At 71.5% G+C, this 22,754-nt stretch carries 19 protein-coding genes; 7 read left to right on the top strand and 12 right to left on the bottom strand.

The features are described from left to right. Positions 1-18: 18 nt before the first annotated feature. Positions 19-903 carry an aldo/keto reductase gene (locus tag PYR72_RS03895; RefSeq protein ID WP_275453885.1) on the bottom strand — a complete coding sequence of 295 codons (885 nt, stop codon included), beginning with the start codon at positions 901-903 and terminating at the stop codon, positions 19-21. 212 nt (positions 904-1,115) lie between these two features. On the opposite strand from PYR72_RS03895, the gene PYR72_RS03890 reads away from it, so the two are divergent. The 3 genes from PYR72_RS03890 (at position 1,116) to PYR72_RS03880 (ending at position 4,108) form a co-directional block, all read left to right on the top strand. Continuing rightward, entirely contained in the window at positions 1,116-2,318 is a 1,203-nt protein-coding gene (locus tag PYR72_RS03890; RefSeq protein WP_275453884.1) for an IS110 family transposase, read from the top strand. A gap of 156 nt (positions 2,319-2,474) precedes the next feature. Continuing rightward, a complete protein-coding gene (locus PYR72_RS03885; RefSeq protein ID WP_275453883.1) occupies positions 2,475-3,353 on the top strand; it encodes a CoA-transferase in 879 nt (292 codons plus the stop codon). Further along, entirely contained in the window at positions 3,350-4,108 is a 759-nt protein-coding gene (locus PYR72_RS03880; RefSeq protein WP_275453882.1) for a CoA-transferase, read from the top strand. The genes PYR72_RS03885 and PYR72_RS03880 overlap by 4 nt, the downstream gene beginning before the upstream one ends. On the opposite strand, the gene PYR72_RS03875 is transcribed toward PYR72_RS03880, so the two are convergent. After that, complete coding sequence (locus tag PYR72_RS03875) at positions 4,098-4,736, bottom strand: TetR/AcrR family transcriptional regulator (protein ID WP_275453881.1); 639 nt, start codon at positions 4,734-4,736, stop codon at positions 4,098-4,100. The two genes, PYR72_RS03880 and PYR72_RS03875, sit on opposite strands and share 11 nt — an antisense overlap. A gap of 176 nt (positions 4,737-4,912) precedes the next feature. Between PYR72_RS03875 and PYR72_RS03870 the strand changes: the two genes are divergently transcribed. After that, complete coding sequence (locus PYR72_RS03870) at positions 4,913-6,526, top strand: AMP-binding protein (RefSeq protein ID WP_275453880.1); 1,614 nt, start codon at positions 4,913-4,915, stop codon at positions 6,524-6,526. A 262-nt stretch (positions 6,527-6,788) separates the two neighbouring features. Here the strand turns inward: PYR72_RS03870 and PYR72_RS03865 are convergent, their stop codons facing one another. Then, a complete protein-coding gene (locus tag PYR72_RS03865; protein ID WP_275453879.1) occupies positions 6,789-8,009 on the bottom strand; it encodes an acetyl-CoA C-acetyltransferase in 1,221 nt (406 codons plus the stop codon). A gap of 25 nt (positions 8,010-8,034) precedes the next feature. After that, positions 8,035-8,838: an SDR family oxidoreductase gene (locus tag PYR72_RS03860; RefSeq protein ID WP_275453878.1), complete on the bottom strand. Its 804-nt coding sequence runs from the start codon at positions 8,836-8,838 to the stop codon at positions 8,035-8,037. Positions 8,839-9,035: 197 nt separating this feature from the next. Between PYR72_RS03860 and PYR72_RS03855 the strand changes: the two genes are divergently transcribed. Further along, positions 9,036-9,530, top strand: coding sequence for a nuclear transport factor 2 family protein (locus PYR72_RS03855; protein WP_275453877.1), 495 nt, complete (start codon positions 9,036-9,038; stop codon positions 9,528-9,530). A 57-nt stretch (positions 9,531-9,587) separates the two neighbouring features. Then, positions 9,588-11,180, top strand: a complete 1,593-nt coding sequence (locus PYR72_RS03850) for an FAD-binding protein (protein ID WP_275453876.1) — start codon at positions 9,588-9,590, stop codon at positions 11,178-11,180. 232 nt (positions 11,181-11,412) lie between these two features. Here the strand turns inward: PYR72_RS03850 and PYR72_RS03845 are convergent, their stop codons facing one another. The 8 genes from PYR72_RS03845 to PYR72_RS03810 all read right to left on the bottom strand — a co-directional run bounded on the left by PYR72_RS03845 (position 11,413) and on the right by PYR72_RS03810 (position 21,302). Then, on the bottom strand, positions 11,413-12,174 hold the full coding sequence (locus PYR72_RS03845; protein ID WP_275453875.1) for an alpha/beta hydrolase: 762 nt from the start codon (positions 12,172-12,174) through the stop codon (positions 11,413-11,415). 11 nt (positions 12,175-12,185) lie between these two features. Then, the gene (locus tag PYR72_RS03840; protein ID WP_275453874.1) at positions 12,186-13,013 is read right to left on the bottom strand and encodes an ABC transporter ATP-binding protein; all 828 of its coding nucleotides are present in this window, start codon (positions 13,011-13,013) and stop codon (positions 12,186-12,188) included. Next, complete coding sequence (locus PYR72_RS03835; RefSeq protein ID WP_275453873.1) at positions 13,010-14,950, bottom strand: dipeptide/oligopeptide/nickel ABC transporter permease/ATP-binding protein; 1,941 nt, start codon at positions 14,948-14,950, stop codon at positions 13,010-13,012. The genes PYR72_RS03840 and PYR72_RS03835 overlap by 4 nt, the downstream gene beginning before the upstream one ends. Beyond that, positions 14,947-15,894 carry an ABC transporter permease gene (locus PYR72_RS03830; protein ID WP_275453872.1) on the bottom strand — a complete coding sequence of 316 codons (948 nt, stop codon included), beginning with the start codon at positions 15,892-15,894 and terminating at the stop codon, positions 14,947-14,949. Before PYR72_RS03830 ends, PYR72_RS03835 begins: the two co-directional genes overlap by 4 nt. A 36-nt stretch (positions 15,895-15,930) precedes the next feature. Further along, entirely contained in the window at positions 15,931-17,382 is a 1,452-nt protein-coding gene (locus PYR72_RS03825; protein WP_275453871.1) for an ABC transporter substrate-binding protein, read from the bottom strand. 598 nt (positions 17,383-17,980) lie between these two features. After that, positions 17,981-18,796: a DeoR/GlpR family DNA-binding transcription regulator gene (locus PYR72_RS03820; RefSeq protein WP_275453870.1), complete on the bottom strand. Its 816-nt coding sequence runs from the start codon at positions 18,794-18,796 to the stop codon at positions 17,981-17,983. A 45-nt stretch (positions 18,797-18,841) separates the two neighbouring features. Continuing rightward, positions 18,842-19,867: a 4-hydroxythreonine-4-phosphate dehydrogenase PdxA gene (pdxA, locus tag PYR72_RS03815; protein ID WP_275453869.1), complete on the bottom strand. Its 1,026-nt coding sequence runs from the start codon at positions 19,865-19,867 to the stop codon at positions 18,842-18,844. A gap of 94 nt (positions 19,868-19,961) precedes the next feature. Beyond that, positions 19,962-21,302, bottom strand: coding sequence for a four-carbon acid sugar kinase family protein (locus PYR72_RS03810; protein ID WP_275453867.1), 1,341 nt, complete (start codon positions 21,300-21,302; stop codon positions 19,962-19,964). Positions 21,303-21,705: 403 nt separating this feature from the next. On the opposite strand from PYR72_RS03810, the gene PYR72_RS03805 reads away from it, so the two are divergent. Continuing rightward, entirely contained in the window at positions 21,706-22,686 is a 981-nt protein-coding gene (locus tag PYR72_RS03805; RefSeq protein WP_275453866.1) for an aldo/keto reductase, read from the top strand. Positions 22,687-22,754 lie beyond the last annotated feature (68 nt).

Below are 22,754 nucleotides of genomic sequence, written 5' to 3'. Positions count from 1 at the left end.
GCCCGGTCGTCTCCCTGTTCAGGGCTCGTCCCGCTCCAGCCGCGCCAACTCCTCGCCGCTGAGTGCGAGGCCGGCCGCGGCGGCGGAGTCCCGGACCGACTCGGGCCGGCTGGCCCCGGGGATCGGGACCACCACCGGCGACCTGTGCAGCTGCCAGGCGAGCACCACCTGGTACGTGCTGACACCCCGCTCCCGTGCGACGTCCTCGAACGCCGCGTACCGCGCGCCGAGTCCCTTCGCCTGGCGCATCCCGCCGAACGGCCCCCAGGCCAGGAACGTCAGGCCGAGTTCCTCGCAGAGCGCGATCTCCGGTTCGCTGGAGCGGAACCCCGGCGAGTACTCGTTCTCCACCGCGACCAGCGTGTCGCCGAGGATCCCGTGCGCCAGCCGGATCTGCTCCGGATTCGCGTTGGAGATCCCGGCGCGCCGGATCAGCCCCGCCTCGTACAGCTCGCGCAGCCCACCCATGGTCTCGGCGTACGGGACCTTCGGGTCGGGCCGGTGGTGCAGGTACAGCGGCAGGGCCTCCAACCCCAGGCGGCGCAGCGAGTCCTCGCACGCGCGGCGCAGGTGCTCGGGTCGGCCGTCGACGTCCCATTCCTGGTCGCCGGGCCGCAGGTGGCCGCCCTTCGTCGCCACGACCACGTGGTCGACCGGACCCGGGTGGTCCGCGAGGGCCTTGGCCAGCATCGACTCGTTCACGCCGTACCCGGCCGCGGGGCCGTACACGTCCGCGGTGTCGAAGAGCGTCACTCCGGCGTCCAGGGCCGCGTGCACGGTGCGGACCGCCCGTGCCTCGTCGTAGCCGGGCACCTGGGTCAGGGTCATCGCGCCCATGCCCACCGGGAAGACCCGGGTCCCGCCCAGGGTTCGCTTCCTCGGAGTCGAAACGGAGTCGGTCATGTGGTCTCCGTAAGTTGTTAGGCGGCCCGGGAGGGCCGGATGTGGCTGATGGGGTCTTGCCAGTCGTGGCTCCGAAGGAGTGGCCGTCCGGCTCTCCGGGGCGCCCTGGCTGCTGATTGAGATGTGCGCGCTTCGTGCGGTCGCTGATTACGGAGATGACAGCGGGGTGTTCCTCGGGCCGACGGGATGCCGAACGGCACGAGGAGGGGCGAATGAGCAGGCGGAAGGCCCAGGTCTGGGCAGGTGTCGACGCAGGCAAGGGACACCACTGGGCGGCTGTGGTCGACGAGACCGGCGCGACCTTGTGGTCGAAGAAGATCGACAACGACGAGTCGGCGATCCTGACCGCGCTCGGCGAGATCCTCGACCTGGCGGACGAGGTTCACTGGGCAGTGGACATCTCCGGCACGTCCTCGGCTCTGCTGCTGGCCCTGCTCGCAGTCCACGACCAGCAGGCCGTCTACGTCCCCGGCCGCACGGTCAACCGCATGTCGGGCGCTTACCGGGGCGAGGCGAAGACCGATGCCCGCGACGCCTGTGTCATCGCCGAAACCGCCCGCCACCGCAACGACTTCACCGCGATCGACGTGCCTGCCCAGCTGACTGCCGACCTCGCGCTGCTGACCGCCCACCGGTCCGATCTGGTGGCCGACCGGGTGAGACTCATCAACCGGCTGCGCGACGTGCTGACCGGAATCTTCCCCGCACTGGAACGGGCCTTCGACTACAGCTCGCAGAAGGGCGCGCTGGTCCTGCTGACGGGTGACCAGACCCCCGCCGGGATCCGCCGCCATGGCCGGGCCCGCCTGACGGCCTGGCTGGCCAACCGCGGCGTCCGAAGCGCGGACGCGGTCGCCGCGACCGCGCTGGAGGCCGCGCAGACCCAGCAGACCGCACTGTCCGGCGAGGACGTCGCCGCCCAGATCGTCGCCGACCTGGCCGCGCAGATCCTGGCCCTGGACAACCGGCTGAAGCGGATCGACAAGCAGATCCGCGAGACGTTCCGCAGCCACCCGCAGGCGGAGATCATCGAGTCCCTGCCCGGCATGGGCCCGATACTCGGCGCCGAGTTCGTCGTCGCCGCCGGGGACCTCTCGGCCTACACCGATGCCGGCCATCTGGCCTCGGCGGCCGGGCTGGTGCCCGTCCCGCGTGACTCCGGCCGCCGCACCGGCAACCTCCACCGGCCCAAGCGCTACAGCCGCCGCCTGCGACGCGTGTTCTACATGTCCGCGCAGACCAGCATCATCCGAGAGGGCCCGAACCGGGACTTCTACCTCAAGAAGCGCGCCGAGGGCTGCAAACACGTCCAGGCCGTCATCGCTCTGGCCCGCCGACGGGCGAGCGTGTTGTGGGCACTGCTGCGTGACGGAAGGATGTTCACCTCCGCCCCACCGGTCACGCAGGCGGCTTGACTTCGTCATTGAGACTCCTTCGCGGGTGCTCCGCCCGTTCCCGGTCGCCGGGCAGTCATCGGTCGGCCCGAGGCAACCTAACAATTGCTTCGTCACCAAGCAAGCGCTAGGTTAATTCGGGAACGTCGAGCCCTCCGGGTGTGAGAGGAAGTGTCCATGGGTGACAAAGCGATGTCCCTGGAGGACTTCGCCGGGACCGTCGAGTCGGGCATGACGGTCGGCATCGGCGGCTGGGGATCACGGCGGAAACCGATGGCGCTGGTGCGTGAACTGTTGCGCACCGACGTCCGCGACCTGACCGTCGTCACGTTCGGCGGCCCGGACGTGGGACTGCTGTGCGCGGCGGGCCGGGTACGCAAGCTGGTCTACGGCTTCGTCTCGCTGGACAGTATCGCCCTCGACCCGCATTTCCGGTCGGTACGGGAGAGGGGCGCCGTCGAGACGGCGGAGTACGACGAGGGTATGTTCGTCACCGGGCTGCGCGCCGCGGCGAACCGGCTGGACTTCCTGCCCACCCGGGCGGGCCTCGGCTCCGACGTCCTCACCATGAACCCCGACCTGGTGACGATTCCCTCCCCGTACTCCGACGACGAGTACGTGGCGATGCGGGCCCTGCGGCTCGACGTGGCCCTGGTGCACGTCAACCGCGCCGACGCGGCGGGCAACGCCCAGTACCTGGGCCCCGACCCGTACTTCGACGACCTGTTCGCGATGGCCGCCGACCGCTGCTTCGTCAGCACCGAGCGGATCGTCGGCCCCGGGGAACTACTCGCCGCCGCCCCCGCCCAGTCGGTGCTGATCAGCCGCCTCTTCGTGAACGGGGTGATCGAGGCGCCCCGGGGCGCGCACTTCACCTCGTGCGAACCCGACTACGGGCGGGACGAGGCCTTCCAGGCGCACTACGCGGCGGCGGCGCGGGACACCGGGTCCTGGGAGCTGTTCCGCAAGACGTTCCTCGACGGCGACGAGCAGGCATACCACGCGGCCGTGGCGGACTTCCACGCCCGGCGCGACGGACAGGAGGAGGGCCGATGACGGAGATCACCCGGGCCGAGGTGTGCGCCGCCGCGTGCGCCGACGTGTGGCGCGACGCCGGGGAGGTGCTGGCGCACGCGGTCGGTGTGGTTCCCTCGATCGGGGCGCGGCTCGCCCGGCTGACGACCAGCCCGGACCTCGTCCTCACCGACGGCGAGGCCTACTTCATGAGCGAGCCGCCGCCGCTCGGCCGGACCGCCGCCGACGGGGGAGTGGTCGAGGGCTGGGTGCCCTACCGGCGGGTCTTCGACCTTGTCGCCAGCGGGCGCCGGCAGAGCATGATGGGGGCCAGCCAGATCGACCGGTACGGTAACCAGAACATCTCGCTCATCGGCGACTGGCGACGTCCGAAGCGGCAGCTCATCGGAGTGCGCGGGGCGCCCGGCAACACGGCCAACCACCGCACCGACTACTGGGTGGCCCGGCACACGCCCAAGGTCTTCGTCGAGAAGGTGGACGTCGTCTGCGGCGTCGGCAACGACCGCGCCCGCGGCACCAAGGGGCTGGGCTTCCACCACCTGGGCGTGGTGATCACCGACCTCGCGGTCCTCGACTACGACTCGGAGGGGCACCTGCGCGTACGATCGCTGCATCCCGGTGTCACCGCGGAAGAGGTCCGTCAGAACACCGGGTTCGCGATCGACACGAGCGGCGCCGCCGAGACCCGCCTGCCCGACGCGGGCGAACTGCGGCTCATCCGCGAGGTGGTCGACCCCCGGGGCCTGCGCGACCGCGAGGTCCCGGTCACCCGTTGACGAGACCGCCGTGCAGCACGCGGAGGTACTGCTCGGCCAGCGCCTCGGCACGGAACTTGCCGCGCGGGCGGTACCACCGCACACTGCACCACACGGTGTCCCGGATGAACCGGTACGTCAGGCTCACGTCGACATCGGCGCGGAAGACCCCGGACCGCTGGCCCGCCGTGAGCGTCCGGAGCCAGATCTTCTCGATCTTCTTGCCCAGTTGGTCGACGTACTCGAAACCGGACAGCCCGACGAGCGTGTCCGCCTCGCTCTGGTAGAGGGCCACGGCCTCCGGCGTCTCATGGATGGTGGTGAAGGCATGGGTGATGAGCTGGTCGAGGACCTCCCTCGGGTCCGTCCCTTCCTTCTCGATCTCCGTGAAGCGCTCGTGGAGCCGCTCCAGGAAACCCCGGAGGATCTCGTCGAGCATGTCCTCCTTCGAGCTGAAGTGGTGGTACAGGCTGCCCGACAGGATGCCCGCCTCGTCGGCGATGTCCCGCACGGTGGTCTGGGTGTACCCGCGGGTGGCGAACAGGCCGGCCGCGATCTGCAGGAGCTCCGCCCTGCGCTCGGAACCGGTGCCGTTCCTGGCCGCCGTCCGTGCCGGGGCTGCCGCTCGGGCGGGGCGTCGTGCCGCCATGTCGTTCGTCCCTTCCGCCGGGGATCGTCCTCCGGCCGGCAAGCATGTGCTCGAATCCTGCCACAGGCCCCGTTCCCCGCCGTCTCATTGAACGGGACGGCGACTTGCGGACCGCTGACCCGGGCCGTGCACTGCCCAGCATACCTACCAAGCATTTGGTTGTTCGGAGGTCTCGCGTGATCGAAGAGCCGGCTCCCTCGACCGTTCCCGGGCTGCTGGCCCGGGCGGCGGAGCGCCATGGCGACCATCCGGCGGTCGTCGACGGCGCCGTCGAGGTCGGTTACCGGCAGTTGGCCGAGCTCGTCGGGCGGACCGCGCGGGCATGCGCCGCCGTGGGAGTCCGCCCGGGAGACCGGGTCGCGGTGTGGGCCCCCAACCGGCTGGAGTTCATTCTCGCCCTGCTCGGCGCGCAGTGCGCCGGGGCGTCCGTGGTGCCCATGAACACCCGCTACCGCGGTCATGAGGCCGCGGTCGTCCTGCGCCGCTCGCGCGCCTCGGCGCTCGTCCTTGCGAACGGCTTCCTCGGCGTCGACTACATGGAGATGCTGCGGACGGCGGCGGCCGAGGAGGCGGCGCCGGGGGAGACCGGCCCCGTCCCGGGGCTGCCCGCGCTGCGGACCGTGGTGGACATCGCCGCGCGCGTGTCCTGCGACGCCGCCCTGTCCTGGGGCGACTTCACCGCCCGCGCGGACGAGGTACCGCAGGAGGAGGGAGCGCGGATCGCGGCGGCGGTCGGCGCCGACGACATCTGCGACATCATGTTCACCTCCGGCACGACGGGCGTGCCCAAGGGGGTGATGAGCGCTCACCGACAGACCATCGGAGCGGCCGTGGTCTGGGCCGAGGGCGCGGCCCTGAGCCCCGCCGACCGCTACGCGATCGTCAACCCGTTCTTCCACGGCTTCGGCTACAAGGCGGGCGTGCTCGCCGCCCTCGCAGCCGGTGCCACCGTCTACCCGGTGGCGACGTTCGACGCGGGCCGCCTCCTGGAACTGATCCGGTCCGCCGGTATCACCGTGCTCCCGGGCGCGCCGACCATCTTCGTGTCGCTCCTGGACCACCCTCGGCTGGCGGAACTGCGGCCGTCCACGCTGCGCTTCGCGACCGCCGGGGCCGCCACCGTCCCAGAGTCCCTCTTCCGGCGCATGCGCGAGGAGTTGGGCTTCCGGACCGTGGCACAGGCGTACGGCCTGACCGAGTGCACCGTGGCCACGCGGTCCCGCCCCGGAGAGGATCCCGCCCATGTGGAGCAGACGACCGGTCCCGCCGTGCCGGGTATCGAGATCCGGGTCGTCGACGCGGACGGCGAAGAGGTGGCGACCGGCCAGGACGGCGAGGTCCTGCTGCGTGGCGACAACGTGATGCTCGGCTACTTCGAGGACGAGGCCGCGACCCGGGCGGCGATCGACGCCGACGGCTGGCTGCGTACCGGGGACGTCGGGCGGCTCGACGAGCACGGCTGCCTGAAGATCACCGACCGGATCAAGGACATGATCATCGTCGGCGGCTTCAACGTCTATCCGGCCGAGGTGGAGAACGTCCTGGCCGGACACCCCCTGGTCGCCGAGTCCGCGGTGGTCGGCATGCCCGACGCCCGGCTCGGCTCCGTGGCCTGCGCCTACGTGGTCCCGCGCCGGGGCTCGGAACCCTCGGCGCGGGACGTCATCGCGCACTGCAGGGAACGATTGGCCAACTTCAAGGTGCCACGCAGGGTGATCGTGGTGCCCGAGCTGCCGAGGAACGCCGCCGGCAAGATCCTCAAGACGGGGCTGCGGGAGCGGCTCGGCTGAACACCGGCCACCCGGTGACCGGGCGGGCCGGGCCGCCCGGGGCGAATGTGCCACGTTGCGGGCCGAGCCGTGTCCTCGCCATGGCCGGGGACACGGGCCCGCGTCTGTCTTCCGAGCGGGACGCGCGGCGGTCGTGCGGCTGCACCGGCCGATCCAGCCGCCCGGTCACCATGGCTGCCACACACGGCCCGCGCTCGTTGTCCGGGCGGGACCGCCCGACGGCCGCGCGGTTGGACCAGCTCGCGAGCCGCCGGGCAACCGCTCAGCCGAGCCGCTCGATCACCATGGCCATGCCCTGGCCGCCGGCCACGCACATGGTCTCCAGGCCGAACCGGCCGTCCCGCTCCTGGAGGGCGTGGATGAGGGTCGTGGTGATCCGGGCCCCCGTCATGCCGAAGGGGTGACCGAGCGCGATCGCGCCGCCGTTGACGTTGACCCGTTCCGGGTCGGCTCCCAACTGCCGTACGGAGGGGATGACCTGGGCTGCGAACGCCTCGTTGAACTCGAACAGGTCGATGTCGCCCACGGTGAGTCCGGCCCGCCGCAGCGCCTCACGGCTCGCCTCCACCGGTCCGAGGCCCATGATCTCCGGGCTGAGCGCGGACACCCCGGTGGAGACGATCCGCGCCAGCGGGGCGAGGCCCAGTTCGGCCGCGCGGCGGTCACTCATCACGACCAGGGCCGCCGCCCCGTCGTTCAGCGGGCAGCAGTTGGCGGCGGTGACGGTCCCGTCCGGCCGGAACACCGGCTTCAGCGCCGACACCTTCTCCGGCGTCACCCCCTTGCGGGGCCCGTCGTCGGCGGCGACCACGGTGCCGTCCGGGAGGGTGACCGGAGTGATGTCCCGCTTCCAGAAGCCCCGCGCGTCGGCCGCCTCCGCCAACTGCTGGCTGCGTACGGCGAACTCGTCCTGCTCGCGCCGTGACACCCCGCACATCAGCGCCACGTTCTCGGCGGTGTCGCCCATGCCGATGTAGACGTCGGGCAGGCCACCGGCCACCCGCGGATCGGTCCAGTCCGTACCCTCGCCCGCGGCGCGGCGGGCGGTGCGCTCGGCGGCCCGCGCGTACACCGGGTTGCGGGTGTCCGGCATCCCGTCGGCCTTGCCCCTGCCGAACCGGGACACCATCTCCACCCCGGCCGACACGAACACCTCGCCCTCTCCCGCCCGGACGGCGTGGAAGGCCATCCGGGTCGTCTGCAGCGACGAGGAGCAGTAGCGCTGGACCGTGGTGCCCGGCACGGTGTCGAGGCCGAGCCGCAGCGCGGTCATCCGGGCCAGGTTGTAGCCCTGTTCGCCGGCCGGCTGCGCACAGCCCAGCATCAGGTCGCCGACCTCGGACGGATCGAGCGCGGGCACCTCGGCGAGCGCGGCCCCGACGATCTGTGCGGCGATGTCGTCGGGGCGCAGATCCCTGAGCGACCCCTTGTGTGCCCGCCCGATGGGGGAGCGCACGGCGGACACGATCACTGCTTCGGGCATGGGGACTCCCCTTGGTGGTCGGGATTCATCGTTCGCGTGACCTCGCGGCCATCACACCGGTGTTGGGCGAGTGCTGGAGGAAGGCCGGCCACTCGCCCCCGCCGTCCACGTTCAGCACGGCGCCGGTGATGTGCGCGGCGAGCGGGGAGGCGAGCAGCAGACACGCCCCGCCGATGTCGTCGGGCCGGGCGAAGACCCCGCGCGGGATGGTCGCCGCGACGCGGGCGGTCTGCTCCGCGTCGCCGTAGTGGTCCGTCGACCCCGGTGTCGCCACCAGTCCGCAGCTGACCGCGTTGACCCGCACCCGGGGCGCCCACTCCACGGCCAGGGTGCGGGTCAGGCTCTCCAGAGCCGCCTTCGCCGCGCCGTAGACGGCGGACCCGGGGCTGGGCCGCCGGGCGCTGATGGAGCTGATGTTGAGCACCACGCCGCCGTCGTCCTGGGCGTCCATGACCGGGAAGACCGCGCGGCTGACGAAGACCGGGGCGAGGAAGTTGAGGTCGGTGACCTTGCGGTGGAAGCGGGGCGAGGCCGTCGCGAAGTCGGCGAACGGCGCGCCGCCCGCGTTGTTGACCGCGACGTCGATCCGGCCCCGGCGGGCCGTGATGTCCTCGACCCAGCGGTCGACCTGGTCCGGGTCGCGCACGTCGACCTTGCTGAAGTGCGCCGTCCGGTCCTCGACCGTTCGCGCGGCACCCGGCGTGCCGCGCCCGCAGGTCTCGACCTGCGCGCCCGCCCTCAGGAACACCTCCACGATGCCCTCACCCACGCCCCTGGCCCCTCCTGTGACCAGGACGACCTTCCCTGACATGTCCAACTGGATCGGCATGGCGACACCCTAGCCACGAAGACCAATCAAGCGCTAGGTAGGTGAACAGAGACGACCAAGCATTTGCTTGGCTCAGGTGGTCGTGGCGAGGGCCGCTCCCGGTCGCCGGGACCTGTCGTGGCAGGCGGGCTGTCCCGGTCCGACACTCGCTCCAGCGGTCTGTTCGTCCGTACCTGCCACCGCCCGGAGGAATCACCATGACGCCCGCTCCCGTCCCGCCGCCCGAGCACGGGCCCACTGACCATGCGCACGCGGACGGCGCGGAACTGCGCGCCCTGGCCGAGCGCTACGCGGCGGCGCTGGATCGCGGCGACCGCGAGGACTACCTCTCCGTGTTCACCCGGGACGGCGTCGTGGTGATCCACGGCCCGGACGGATCCGTGGTGCAGGAGCGGCGGGGGCCGGCGGAACTCCTCAAGGAGTTCGACGACCTCGGCGGGTTCGACCGGGTCCACCACCTCGTCGGCGGACATGTGGCGGAGGTGACCGACGGCGGCGGATCGGCCACCGCGGTGGTCGCGGCGGAGGCGCATCATCACAGCACGGGGCCCGACGGGAACGCCACCGATCTGTACTGCCCGGTGCGGTACCGCGACTCCTGCGTACGGACGGCCGAAGGCTGGCGGATCGCCCGCCGGGAGGTTTTCCCGCTCTGGTACGACCTGCGCACCGTCACCGCGCCCCGCTGGTGACACCGGCCCCGCCCATCCCCTCTCCCCAGCCACACGCACGACCGAGGAGTCACGGACATGACCGAAGAGGCGACGACCACCGACTGGGACGAGGAGTGCGACGTCCTCGTGATCGGCTCCGGCGGAGGCGGGCTGACCGGTGCCTGCACGACCGCCGCCGCCGGGCTCGACACGCTGGTCGTCGAGAAGACCGGCTCCTACGGCGGAACCACCGCGTATGCCGGCGCCTGCCTGTGGCTGCCCGGCAACGCGGCCCAGGCGAGGGCCGGGGTCGAGGACTCGGCCGAACTGGGCAGGGCCTACTTCCGGGCGATCGTCGGTGACAGCACTTCGGCCGACCTGCAGGACGCGTACATCGACAACGCGGGCCCGACGGTCGACTTCCTGGAGCGGGACCACGACGTCCTCTTCGAACACCGGCCGTTCCCCGACTACTTCGACGCCCCCGGCCGGTTCCCGCTCGGGCGCGGTGTGTTCCCCGTGGAGTACCCGGCGCCGGAGGCCGGCGACGACCTGCTGGCGGCGGTCCGGCCCGCGGCCTGGGAGGAGCGCCTCGGTGTCCGGGGCCCGGAGGGACCGTTCACCGACGGACGCGCGCTGATCGCCCGGCTGCTGGTGGCCCTGCGGGCGACCGGGCAGGGCAGGACCCGCCTGCGCACCGCCCTCACCGCCCTGGTCACGGACACCGACGGGGCCGTCACCGGCGCGGAGCTGAGCACCTCCGGCGGAGAGGGGACGCTGCGCGTCCGTGCCCGCAAGGGTGTCCTCCTCGCGGCCGGCGGCTTCGAGGCCAGCCACCGGCTGCGGCGCGAGTGGCAGCGACTGCCCGGCGCCGACTGGACCATGGGCGCCCCCGGCGGCAACACGGGGGACGCCATCCTCGCCGCCCAGGCGATCGGGGCCGACACCGCGCTGCTCGCCGAGTCCTGGTGGTGCCCGTCGGTGCTCTTTCCGGACGGCTCGGCCAACTTCGCCCTGGGCTTCCGGGGCGGAGTCTTCGTGGGCCGCGACGGCCGCCGCTTCGCCAACGAGTGCCTGCCCTACGACCGCATGGGCCGCGCGATGCTCGCCGCCGATGTCGGCAACGCGCCCGACCGGCCGGTGTGGTGGGTCTTCGACGGCCGCTGGGGAGAGGAGCCGCCCGGCATCGTCGTCGTCCCGGCCGACCGCAAGTCCTTCGCGGAGGCCGGGCTCTGGCACACGGCCGACACCCTGGACGAACTGGCCGTGTCCACCGGCATCGACGCCACAGGGCTCGCCGAGACAGTCCGTGCCTTCAACACCTACGCGGCCGAAGGGTCCGACGCCGACCACCACCGGGGCGAGGACCCGTACGACAGGTTCTTCGCCGACGGTACCGGGCCCAACCCGTGCCTCGTGCCGGTCGACCAGGGCCCCTTCCACGCGGTGCGGCTCGTGCTGGGCGACCTCGGAACCAAGGGAGGACTGCGCACGGACACCATGGCCCGGGTCGTGCGCGCGGACGGGGCGGTGATACCGGGCCTCTACGCCACCGGCAACACCATGGCGTCGGTGGCGGGCCCGTACTACCCCGGGCCCGGGGCGCCGATCGGCTCGGCGATGGTCTTCGGACACCTTGCCGGGCGTCACCTGGCCGACGGCGGAGCCGGCTCCGGGCGGATTCCGTAGCGGGGCGCGGGAGGGCGTGACCGGGCCCCGCTGTGAGGTCGTCTCGCGAGCGGTCCGAGGCCGAACCGGCCCCGGACCGTCCCGTACTCCGGGGAGAGCGCGGGATCGGCCGGCGTCGAAGCGGTGGACGCGGTCGACGAGCGATCCTGCGGCCAGCCGGCCGCGAACCCCCGTCGACCCCTCGCAGCGGGCCGGCGGGCGAAGGGCCGGAATGGGGAGGCGGGGCGGGTTCTCAGTCGTCGAGTGCGCGGAACACCACGTCGAGGAAGGTGTCGAGGGACTGGAGGTAGGCGCTGTGGGCGGCGCCCTCCAGGACGGTGAGTTCGGCATGGGGCAGGAGCGTCGCCAGGTTCCTGGCGGGAGCCGCCGCGAAGTCCAGGTCGCCGACGGCGATGTGGACGGGGTCCGTGATGGTCCGCAGCCGGTCGCCGAAGTCCTCGTCGAAGAACTCCCTGGCGCCGGGGGAGAGGGGCCGGGGGTGCCGGGTGGCCTCGATGCTGGTCGCGGTGGACCGGACGCGGGAGTACTGCGCGGGCACCTCCGGGTGCTCGGCCGCCCAGCCCGCCTCGAAGCCGCGGGAGTCGATCCACAGCCCGTCCACCAAAGGGTTCATCGGGTGGTCGCCGGTGAGGGGCCAGCCCATCCCGGTCACGACGAGCGAGGCGGCCCGGCCGGGGTTGCGGACCGCCCAGCGCAGGACGGTCATCGCGCCCTGGGACTGTCCGACCAGCACCGGGCGCTCCAGGCCCAGGGCGCCGAGGAAGCCGTCGAGTTCCTCGCGCCGGTCGGGTTCGGGTACGTCCCGGGGCGAGTTGTCGGAGAAGCCGTGGTTGACGCTGTCGTAGGCGATGACCCGGCAGTGCTTCCGCAGCCGGGTGATGTGCCAGTCCCAGCAGGCCGCGGACGCCGACCGGCCGTGCAGCAGCACGACGGGACGGCCCTCGCCCTGGTCGGTGTAGTGGATGTCGGTTCCGTCGATCTGCACAAAGGGCACGGGGATTCCGCCTAACGAGCTGGTGCGGCGCGGCGGGCTTCCCGGCGCGTCCGCTGCTGATCGGGGTCGAGGACGGGAGCGGCGAGGCAGAGGCGCTCGGTGTAGGGGTCCTCGGGGTGGTCCAGCACCCGCTGTGTCGGTCCCTGCTCGACCAGACGACCGTGTTCGAGGACGACGACGCGCCGGCAGAGGTGACGGACCACGGAGAGGTCGTGGGTGATGAACAGATAGGACAGTTCGTGATCGGTCTGCAGGTCGGTGAGCAGGTTGATCACCTGCGCCTGCACCGAGAGGTCGAGCGCAGACACCACCTCGTCGCAGATGATCAGTGAAGGGCCGGGCAGAACCGCCCGGGCGATGGCGATGCGCTGGCGCTGGCCACCGGAGAACTGCCGCGGGTACCGGTCGAACGCGGTGGGGTCGAGCCCGACCCGGGTGAGCAGGCGCGCCGCGCGTGACCGCGCGTCGGTGCTGTGTTCCTCACCGGAGGCCGCCAGCGTCTCCAGGATGCTCTGCCCCACGGTCCTGTGCGGGTTCAGCGAGCTGTAGGGATCCTGGAAGACGACCTGGATCTCCCGGCTCAGCGCGCGCCGCTCACGCGCGGTCGCGGAGGTGATGTCCCGCCCCCGCCAGCGGATGTTCCCGCTGACCACGGGTGCCAGCCCGAGGACCGCCTTGCCCAGGGTCGACTTCCCGGAGCCCGACTCCCCGACGATGCCCAGGGTCTCGCCGGGGTCCAGGCTCAGGGAGACGTCCCGCAGGGCGGGTGCGGTGGGACGGCGCCGACGGCTCCGGTAACTCACCGTCAGCGATCCGACCTCCAGCAATGGTTCGGTCATGCCCGGCTCCTCATCAGATCGACGGGGACAGGGTGCAGACACCGCACCCGGCGGTCCGCACTGTCCGCGGTCGCGACGGCGGACTCCCGGCAGTCCGCCTCGGCGAAGGCACAGCGGTCGGCGAACCGGCAGGACACCGGCCAGTCGTCCGGGTCCGGAACGATGCCCGGGATGGTGGGCAGCCGCTCGCCGACGGTGGACTCGGAAGGGTTCGACTCCAGCAGGGCGCGGGAGTACGGATGCCGGGGCGAGGCCACGAGGTCCGCGACCCGGGCCTCCTCCACCACCTGACCCGCGTACATCACCACGGCCCGGTCGCAGGCGTCGGAGAGGACGCCCCAGTCGTGGGTGACGAGGATCATCGCCATGCCCGTCTCCTCGCGGATGTCCCGCAGGAGATCCAGGATCTCGGCCTGCACGGTGACGTCGAGGGCCGTTGTGGGTTCGTCGGCGATCAGCAGTCGGGGCCGGCCCGCCAGGGCGCGGGCGATCGCCACCCGCTGGGCCATGCCGCCCGAGAGCTCGTGCGGATATGACCTGGCCACCCGCTCCGGGTCCGGCAGACGCACCTGCTTCAGCAACTCCAGCGTGATGCGCCGAGCGTCCCGCCGGCCCACCCCGCGGTGATGTCGTACGGCCTCGGCGAGTTGCCGGCCCGCGGTGAACGACGGATCGAGGCTGGAGACGGGTTCCTGCGAGATGTAGCCGATCCTGCGGCCGCGGACCCGGTTGATCTCCCGGTCGTCGAGCCCCATCAGGTCCTGGCCTTCGAGGAGACAGGCACCCGCGCTGATCCGCGAGCCGGGTGGGGTCACCCGTAGCAGTGCCGTGACGGCGGTGGTCTTCCCACAGCCCGACTCGCCCACGATGCCCAGGGCCTCGCCCGGCGCGACGTCGAAGCAGACGCCGTCCACGAGAGTCGTCCTCCCGTCGTCCACGGTCACGGAGAGATCGCGGACGCAGAGCAGCGCCTCAGGGGCCGACGGCTGCGAGGAGGCGGGCAGTGACCGGGCTGGAACCCGCATCGAACGCCAGGTCAGTTCCACGCCGACGTCACGTGTCGAGCGGCCGGAGTAGGCGTCGCGGACGGCGTTGCCGAGCAGCCCCAGCGCGAGGCAGACCACGACCAGGGTCCCGCCGGTGGGAACGAGCATCCACGGGTTCTCGGTCATCACGTTCTGCGCATCGGTGATCATGTTGCCCCAGTTCGGCTGGGGAGGCTGCACCCCGAGGCCGAGGAAGCCCAGGCCGGCTTCGGTCAGGATGGCCGTCGCGGCGAACAGCATCACCTGGGTGAGGGCCGGGCCGGCCACGGCGGGAAGGATGTGGCGGCGCCGCACCTGTCCCGGAGTCAGCCCGGCCACACGTGCCGCGGTCACGAAGAGTTCCGTACGGGCCTCGGCGGACGCCGCGCGGACCACCCGGACGAGGACGGGAGAGGCGAGGACACCGAGAGTGAGCATCGCGGCCGTCTCGTTGGAACCGAAGATCGCCAGCACCACCAGCAGGATGATCAGACCCGGGCTGGCCTGGATCAGCTCGGTCACACGCATCACCACGGTGTCCAGGCGCCCACCGGTGGAGCCGGAGACCAGACCCACCGTCACACCGATCACGGTGAAGACGACCACCGCCACGAGCGCGCCGGTGAGGGTCACCTGGCCGCCGTACAGCAGACGGCTGAGCACGTCCCGGCCGAGCGAGTCGGTGCCCAGGGGGTGGGCCCCGGAGGGCGGCGTGTTCACCGCGCGGTAGTCCTGCGCCAGCGGGGAGTAGGGCGCGACGAGCGAGGCCATGGCGCAGCCGAGGACGATCAGCGTCAGGACGGCCAGGGAGCCCACGGCGCTGGGGCGTCGCAGGACGGCACGCAGGAAGTGCGGCCGCGCCGGCTGCCCGGCACCCCGGACCGGGCCGGTCGGTTCGGTGTCGAGGGTCATGCGGAATCCACTCTCGGGTTGAGCGCGGCCTGTGCCAGGTCGGTCAGGAGGTTGACGAGGATGACGATCACGGTGAAGTAGACGACCACGCCCTGGATCACCGGCAGGTCGTGCCTGGTGGTCGCCTCGACGGCGAGTGTGCCGAGGCCGGCCATGCCGAAGATCGCCTCCATCAGGACGGTTCCGCCCAGGAGCGAGACGACGAGGAGCCCCGACAGGGTCACCACGGGTCCGGAGGCGTTCTTCAGGACATGGCGGAACAGCACCGACCGCGTCGGAAGACCGTTCGCCCGCAGCGCGCGGACGAAGTCGCTCTGGAACGTCACCACCATCTGGCCGCGTGTCTGCAGGGCCAGGCCCGCCACACTGCTCGTCGCCAGACAGACGACCGGCAGTGCCAGCGAGCTCAGCCACATGGACGGGGACATCGTGAACGGCACGTACCCGGACGCGGGGAACAGCGGCAGCCAGACGGCGAAGGCCACCACGAGAAGGGCGGCGAACCAGAAACTCGGCACCGCCATGGCCATGAGGGAGGACGCGTCGACCAGCCGGGCCGCCGCGCCACCCCGGATGGCCGACACCGTGCCCAGGAGGATCCCCAGGACCACGGACAGTACGAGGGTCAGCAGGGTCAGGGACAGCGTCACGGGCAGTCGCGAGGACAGCATCGAGGTGACGCTCTCGTGACTGTAGAGCGAACTGCCGAGATCACCGCGCAGGGCGTGACTCAGCCAGTTCCAGTACTGCTCGGGCAGTGGGGCGTCGAGGCCGAGCTGACGGGTGACCTCCGCTCGCTGGGCGTCGGTGGCGCCGGTGCCCAGGATGACCCCGGCGACGTCACCGGGACCCAGTGAGGCGAGTACGAAACTGATCAAGGAGACCAGGAGCAGCAGCGGCACCGACCAGGCGAGCCGCCGTGCCATCACGGACGCGAGACGCATGTGTTGACTCCACGGGCTGTCAGGAGCTGGGCTTCGTCAGGAACCGGGCTTCCAGTTCAGGACGTCGTACTCGCCGTAGCTGCCGAACCGGCCGAGGTCGTCGACGTTCTTGGCGAACAGGTACCGCTCGACGGAGGCGACGGGTACGAACAGCGCGGCCTCGTGGACCACTTGGCCGACGTTCTGCGCGGCGTCGGCGGTCTTGCCGGATCCGGCCTTCGCGTACTGGGCGAAAGCGTCGTTCACGGCGGGTTCCGTCACACCGAACGGATTGAACACCGCCTTGCGCGTGAGCTGCGCGGACATCTCGCTGAGCGGCATGCTGACAGCGAAGGTGATGGCGGAGAACTTCCCCGCGGCCAGGGAACCGAACATCTCACTCGGCTGGTTGTCGAAGGTCCGCAGCGACACCTTGACACCGATCTTGGCCCACTGCTCCACCAGGATCTGGGAGACCTCGGCGTCCCGGTTGTCGGTGTTGGTCCCCAGAGCGAGGGTGAAGCCCTTGCCGACACCGGCTTCGTCGAGCAGCTTCTTCGCCTGGGCGGGGTCGTACTCGTACGCCTGGACCGCGTCGGAGTAGCCCTCGGCACCGGGTGAGGCGAACTGGGAGAGCGGCTGGTACGCCTTGCCGAGCGTGGTCGCGACGGCCTTGCGGTCGATCGCCAGGTTGAGGGCCTTGCGCACCCGGGGGTCGGCCATGGCCGGGGCGACCTTGCCCTTGCCGTCCATGAGCCACACCATGATGGACACCTTGCCACCGGCGACCACGTCCAGGCCGGCCGACTCGGCCTGGTCCACCTGCGACTGTTCGGTCACGGTGCTGACGTCGATCTGACCCGTGCGGAGGGCGCTGAGCGCCGTCTTGCTGTCGCCGATGATCCGTACGACGATCTTCTTGTAGTGCTGTGCCTTCGGGTTCCAGTACTTGTCGTTCTTCACGAACGTGTAGCGGTCGCCGGACACCGACTGTCCCTTGTCCAGGGTGTAGGCGCCGGCGCCGAAGGTGGCCGTGCCCAGGGCCGACTTCTTCTTGAGGCCGGCGGGGCTGATGATGTCGCCGTAGTTGGTCAGTTGGCTGAAGACGCGCGGGGCGTTCGGGGTGGGCTGGGAGAACGTGATCCGTACGGTCCGCTCGTCCGGCGCGGTCACGTCGGACACCGTCTCGATCGTGGAGTGGGAAGGGCTCGGCGTGGCGATGAAGTACTTCAGCGTCCTGACGACCGCGTCGGCTGTCACGGGCGTTCCGTCCGCGAAGGTCGCGCCCTCGCGCAGCGTCATCTCGAACGCCGTGTTGTCGGCTCCGGTGTACTTCCAGGACTCGGCGAGGGCGGGGCTGAAGGACCCGTCGGCGTTGGTGCGGATCAGCGGCTCGTAGGAGAGCCACTGCACCAGCTGCTGGGGCCCGGAGCCGTTCTTGGCCGGATCGAGGCTCTGGGGGTCGCCGTTGATGGCGATCGTCAGGGTGTCGCCGGCGGCGGCGCTCACGTCACCGCCGGCGCACCCGGTCGAAGCGAAGGCGATCCCGACCGCTATCGCTGCCGCAGTGAAGGCACGGCGCGATCTGTTCGTAGGAGCAGCCATTGGTCCTCATTTCCCGAACGTCCAGCACCTCGCCCGTGAGGTGAACTGGGATGGCCAGCATGCACATCTCTGCATGAAATGCGCAAGACTCTGGTTTGATTTTGCGTTATTCGCGCAGCAATGCTGAGTTGACGTGCGCTATTCACGCAACAGGTGGGGATGTGCCGGGGGATGCCGGAGGCGCCGGGTCAGTAGCGTCCGGTGGGGTGTGCTCTCGTCGTCCGAGTACTGGATTCAGGCCACTCGACGGCGGGTCCGAGGGGCCGACAGCCTGCGGCGACCGGCATGGGTGAGGGGCGAGAAAGCCTCGATCGCGGCCCGGCCGCGCGCCGGATGGTCTGCGGGGCGAGTGCTTGCGACGTGGTGCTACTCGCACCGTGTCGGGCCAGGTGCCGTGGTGTCGGGCTGTCGTGGCGCGTTGCGATGCCGGCGGTGGGGTGCCGGATCGGGTGGTCCTGTCAGGGGAGAGGGTGCGGGATTCGGTGGCGGAACGCCCGTTCGATCACTTGGGGAGCTGGGTGTCGGCCCGCACGGCGGACTCCTCGGGTGCGGGCTCGACCAGTACCACGCGTACGCCCCGATCCCGCAGGGCGGTGAGGACGCCGGGAGCGGCCGACGTGTCCGTCACCAGGGTCCAGCCGGACGGCAGGGTGACCCAGGCGTGAAAGGGGCGGAGCCCGAGTTTCGCCGCGTGGGCGAGGACGTACACGTGTTCGGCCCTGCGGGCCATCAGTTCCTTCAGCCGGGTCTGCCGCAGATCGGCCTCGCAGATGCCGTACTCGGCGGTGACCCCGTCCGTCCCGAGGAAGACACGGTCGAAGGTCATCCGTTCCAGCGCCACCTCGGTCAGGGGGCCGACGAAGCCCTGGCTGAGGGGGCGCAGGGTGCCCCCGAGACACTCCACCTGGACCCCGGGCGCGTCGGACAGTTCCTGAAGCGCCGTCACGCCGGTCGTGGCCACCGTCAGGCCCTTGGCCGTCCGTAGTTCGTGGGCGAGCGCGCCCACGGTCGAACCGGCGTCCAGCAGGACCGTCTCGCCGGCACCGATCTGCGAGGCCGCCCAACGGGCGATGGCCCACTTGGCCTCGTACGCCTCACCGATGCGCTGGCGCAGGGACGCCTCGGGGTGGGCGGCGAGCGACACCGCCCCGCCGTAGGTGCGCGCGAGATGCCCTTCGGCGGTCAGCTTGGCCAGGTCGCGACGGATGGTGGAGGCCGTGACCCCCAGTGCCTGGGAGAGTTCCTCCACACTGGCCAGCCCCGTGCTGGTGGCCAGCTTGAGGATACGGTCACGCCGGGCCTGGGACGCGGTGGGCATGCGGTGGTCTTCCCTTCGGCACGAGCGGCCGCCGTACGGTGATGGTCAGCGCGCGGTCGCGAGTCCGGTGGACATCTCGGCGGCCTGGCGCAGTGCTTCCAGCATGCTACCGGCTTCCGCGACGCCCTTTCCGGCTATGTCGAAGGCGGTGCCGTGGTCGACGGACGTACGGATCACCGGCAGTCCTACGGTGAGGTTGACCCCGGCTTCGATGCCCAGCACCTTCACCGGCCCGTGACCCTGATCGTGGTACATGGCCACGATGAGGTCGTAGTCGCCGCGCGAGGCGAGGAAGAAGGCGGTGTCCGCGGGGAGCGGTCCGCGTGCGTCGATGCCCTCGGTACGGACCGCCTCCAGCGCGGGGACGATCTTCTCCTCTTCCTCGCCGTAGCCGAACAGGCCGTTCTCACCGGCGTGCGGATTGATCCCGCAGACCCCGATGACCGGCTCGGGAACTCCGGCCCCGACCATGGCCTCGTGGCCTCGGCGCACGGTCCGTGCCACGAGCCCGGGTTCGATGCGGCCTACGGCGTCGATGAGGCCGATGTGCGTGGTGACGTGGATGACCTTGACCTTCTCGGTGGAGAGCATCATGGACACCTCGTCGGTGCCGGTGAGATGGGCGAGCAGTTCGGTGTGGCCGGGGTAGAGGTGACCGGCGGCATGCAGCGCCTCCTTGTTCAAAGGGGCTGTGCAGATGGCCCGCACCTGACCGGCGACCGCGAGTTCGGCGGCCCGCTTCACGTACTCGTACGCCGCGTCGCCGGCCACCGGGGACAGTCGGCCCCAGGGCAGGTCGGCGGGGAGCAGTCCGAGGTCGACGACGTTGATCCGGTGGGGGAGGAACACCGCCTCGGCGGGATCCTGTACGTCGACGACCTCGCAGTCGATGCCCAGAAGCACGGCCGCCTGGCGCAGCCTGCCCGCGTCACCGATGACCACGGGGCGGCAGCGGGCGAGGGTGCCGGGGTCCAGTACCGCGGGTACGACGACTTCCGGACCGATGCCGGCCCCGTCGCCCATGGTGACCGCGATGAGGGGGAGCGAACTGTCGGCGGCACGTGCGTTCAAGGGGGTTCTCCTAGCAGGAAGAGAGGAAGGGGTTGGATCGCGGGCCGAGCCGGCGCCGCCACGACGCGGTCGTCTTCGAGGCCCGCGCGGCCCGCTAGCGGTGAGGAGGGAGGTCCGCGCCCAGCGCGCGGGCTATGGAGAGCAGTGAATCGATGCCCCCGAAACTTCCGGGGCGGATCACGACGGCCCGGCCGTCCGGGGTGCGCGAGTGCACCGCGCCGTGGTGGATCTCGCGCAGCGGAGCAAGTTCACGGACGCCCAGGGCGTCAAGGACCCGGCGGGCTGTCTCGCCCCCGGTGAGGACGAGGTCGGCCGGGGTCCGCAGCATGGCCACGACGCGGCCGAGTCCCGCCGCCACGTCCACCGATGCGCCAGGGTCGAGGCCGCCGGAGCCGTCGATGCCGAGGACCGTGACACGGCCGGGCACCAGCGGCACCTCGGGCGTCCGGCCCTGCCCCGCCCTGCGCAGAAGATCCGGAGACACTGCCACATGTCTGGCGCCGACCGCCGTGAGTTGCGCGATCTGCGCAGTCGCTGTGGGTTCGGCCGTGCCCACCACCACGAGGACGGGGCGGCGCTCCGTCCCGCCCCCAGGTTCCAGGGGCCTGCCGGCCCCGGCGGCCGGGACGTGGTCTCGTCCGGTTCCGGCGAGTTGATGGCCCGGGCGGGCCACCGACCGTCGCCACAGCGCGGCGGCCAGTGCACTGGTCCCCAGCGGCCGGTACTCCGGGCCGAGCAGTAGCACCGCCTCGGCGATCGTGTCCAGGTCGTCGTCCGTCTCCGCGTCGCACACCGGGTGCAGTCCGCGAGCTGCGACATCCCGCAACCTGTCGGTGAGCGGCCCCGGCCCTCGCCTGACGCGGTCCAGGGGTACCCCCTCGGTCACGAGCCCGTGCAGGGCATCGGCCACCGAGGCCGGTGCCGCCCGGCCCTCGGCACGCCAGGCATCGGTACGGTGCAGGGGCCCTCCCGGCAGATGAACCACGCCGTCGCGTACGGTGCGCCCCGCTACGGGCAGCGCCAACGCGGTCACCACGGCGTGTGCGCCCGCCGCGTAGGCCACTGCCTCGGCCGAGATGTTGCCGCGCAGCAGAGAGTCGGCTTTCTTGAAGAGCATGGTTCCGGGACAGGCCCCGGCGAGTGCCGCGTGCACGGACCCGGCGGCCTCGGCTGGCGGCAGCCATCGGGAGTCCAGGTCGGCGACCACGACCCAGGGAGCGTCGCCCGCGCCGGACCGCGCATGCGCGTGACAGGCATCGGGCCGACCGCGCGCGACGGCTCCCGCATGGTCATCGCACGCGCCCGCGCCGGCGGCACTCAGAACCAGCGTGCCGTGGAGACCGAGCGCGGCGGCGGTCTCCGCGGCACCGGACAGGTCGTCCGCCAGGGCCAGGACGCGGCGGAAGCCGGGTCCGCTGCTGTTCGAGAGAAACACGGGCACCTCCTTGGGCGTCCTGGGACCCTGATGATGACACATCTTGCGTGATTTGCGCGAGGTGTCTTGCGCGTATCGCGCAATCGTGTCACCTTTTTCCAGCCGGGCAACCACTTCAGCATCGGCTGGCGACGGGCCCAGGCCACCACCGACAACCGAGGAGGCCGATGATGTCCGACTCTCCCGGAGCGAGCTGTCCGTGCCGGGCCCCGCGCGCTCGGAGGCCGTATGGTCGAACGCGAGGAGCCTTCGGGGCGTCCGGCTCCCGTCCCGGCTCCACGGCCCCGGCCTCCGACCCGCGCCCTCTGACCCCGCCGTCCCACGGGCAGAGGGGCCCTCGACGCGCCCGCCCTCCCGCGGCCACGCCCACGCTCCCAGTCCGCCCGGTGGAAGGAACGCATTCGTGACCAGCGGCACGCTTCTGCCGAACATCCCCGTCCCTTTGTCGCGGCTGGTGCTGGGCACCATGACCTTCGGCGACACCGTCGACCGCGAGGGCGCTGCCGCCTTGCTCGACGCCGCCCTGGACGCGGGGGTGACCGGCGTGGACACCGCCAACGGTTACGCGGGCGGCGCGAGCGAGGCCATCCTCGCCGAGTTGCTGCGCGGGCGCCGGGACAAGGTGGTCCTGGCCACCAAAGCCGGCATTCCCCACCCCGACCAGGGAGCGAACGCCCCGCTTTCCGCCGCGGGATTGCGGGCCGCCCTGGAAGGAAGCCTCAAGCGGCTCGCCACCGACCGTGTCGACCTGTTCTATCTGCACCAGCCGGATCGCGCGACCCCGCTCGCCGAGACCCTGGCCACCGTCGCCGAGTTCGTCGGCGAGGGCAAGGTGCTCGCCCTGGGGGTCTCCAACCACGCGGCCTGGCAGATCTCGGAGCTGGTCCGAGCGGCCGACGAGGCCGGCGCGCCCCGCCCGGTCGTCGCCCAGCAGTTGCACAACCTGCTCGCGCGCAGGATCGAGGAGGAGTACGTCGAGTACGCGGCCACCACAGGCCTGCGCACCATGGTCTACAACCCTCTCGGTGGCGGCCTGCTCACCGGTCGCCACCGTTTCGAGCAGAACCCCACCACCGGCCGCTTCGGTGACTCCGGGCTCGCCGCAATGTACCGGCAGCGCTACTGGAACGAGGAACTGTTCCGCGCGGTCGCCGACCTGGCCCGCATCGCCGACGGTGCGGGAATCCCGCTCACTGAACTCGCCCTGCGCTGGCTGCTCGACCGCCCCTCCACCGACGCGCTTCTCCTCGGCGGTTCGAGGACCGAGCACCTGCTCGCCAACATCGCCGCCGCCTCGGCCGGGCCGCTCCCGGCCGACGTGACCGAGGCCTGCGCAGAGGTGGGCGGCCGGCTGCGCGGCCCGATGCCGGCCTACAACCGGTGACGGTCCACCACCGGCCGGCCGGCCGGTGACGGCCCCGCAACCTCCCCCGTCGCCTCGGCCACTCCGGT

The organism is Streptomyces sp. VNUA24 (genome assembly GCF_029167005.1).
GTDB classification, from domain to species: Bacteria; Actinomycetota; Actinomycetes; order Streptomycetales; family Streptomycetaceae; genus Streptomyces; species Streptomyces scabiei.
Note: the sequence above shows the minus strand (reverse complement) of the source record. Positions and strands in the feature narration are given on the sequence as shown.

What these genes read in the sequence shown, in the direction of transcription:
- PYR72_RS03830 (WP_275453872.1), bottom strand. Translation starts at nt 15,894, where the DNA reads ATGCGTCTCGCGTCCGTGATGGCACGGCGGCTCGCCTGGTCGGTGCCG.
- PYR72_RS03835 (WP_275453873.1), bottom strand. Translation starts at nt 14,950, where the DNA reads ATGACCCTCGACACCGAACCGACCGGCCCGGTCCGGGGTGCCGGGCAG.
- PYR72_RS03860 (WP_275453878.1), bottom strand. Translation starts at nt 8,838, where the DNA reads ATGCCGATCCAGTTGGACATGTCAGGGAAGGTCGTCCTGGTCACAGGA.
- PYR72_RS03890 (WP_275453884.1), top strand. Translation starts at nt 1,116, where the DNA reads ATGAGCAGGCGGAAGGCCCAGGTCTGGGCAGGTGTCGACGCAGGCAAG.
- PYR72_RS03820 (WP_275453870.1), bottom strand. Translation starts at nt 18,796, where the DNA reads ATGCCCACCGCGTCCCAGGCCCGGCGTGACCGTATCCTCAAGCTGGCC.
- PYR72_RS03895 (WP_275453885.1), bottom strand. Translation starts at nt 903, where the DNA reads ATGACCGACTCCGTTTCGACTCCGAGGAAGCGAACCCTGGGCGGGACC.
- PYR72_RS03885 (WP_275453883.1), top strand. Translation starts at nt 2,475, where the DNA reads ATGGGTGACAAAGCGATGTCCCTGGAGGACTTCGCCGGGACCGTCGAG.
- PYR72_RS03865 (WP_275453879.1), bottom strand. Translation starts at nt 8,009, where the DNA reads ATGCCCGAAGCAGTGATCGTGTCCGCCGTGCGCTCCCCCATCGGGCGG.
- PYR72_RS03875 (WP_275453881.1), bottom strand. Translation starts at nt 4,736, where the DNA reads ATGGCGGCACGACGCCCCGCCCGAGCGGCAGCCCCGGCACGGACGGCG.
- PYR72_RS03855 (WP_275453877.1), top strand. Translation starts at nt 9,036, where the DNA reads ATGACGCCCGCTCCCGTCCCGCCGCCCGAGCACGGGCCCACTGACCAT.
- PYR72_RS03880 (WP_275453882.1), top strand. Translation starts at nt 3,350, where the DNA reads ATGACGGAGATCACCCGGGCCGAGGTGTGCGCCGCCGCGTGCGCCGAC.
- PYR72_RS03850 (WP_275453876.1), top strand. Translation starts at nt 9,588, where the DNA reads ATGACCGAAGAGGCGACGACCACCGACTGGGACGAGGAGTGCGACGTC.
- PYR72_RS03840 (WP_275453874.1), bottom strand. Translation starts at nt 13,013, where the DNA reads ATGACCGAACCATTGCTGGAGGTCGGATCGCTGACGGTGAGTTACCGG.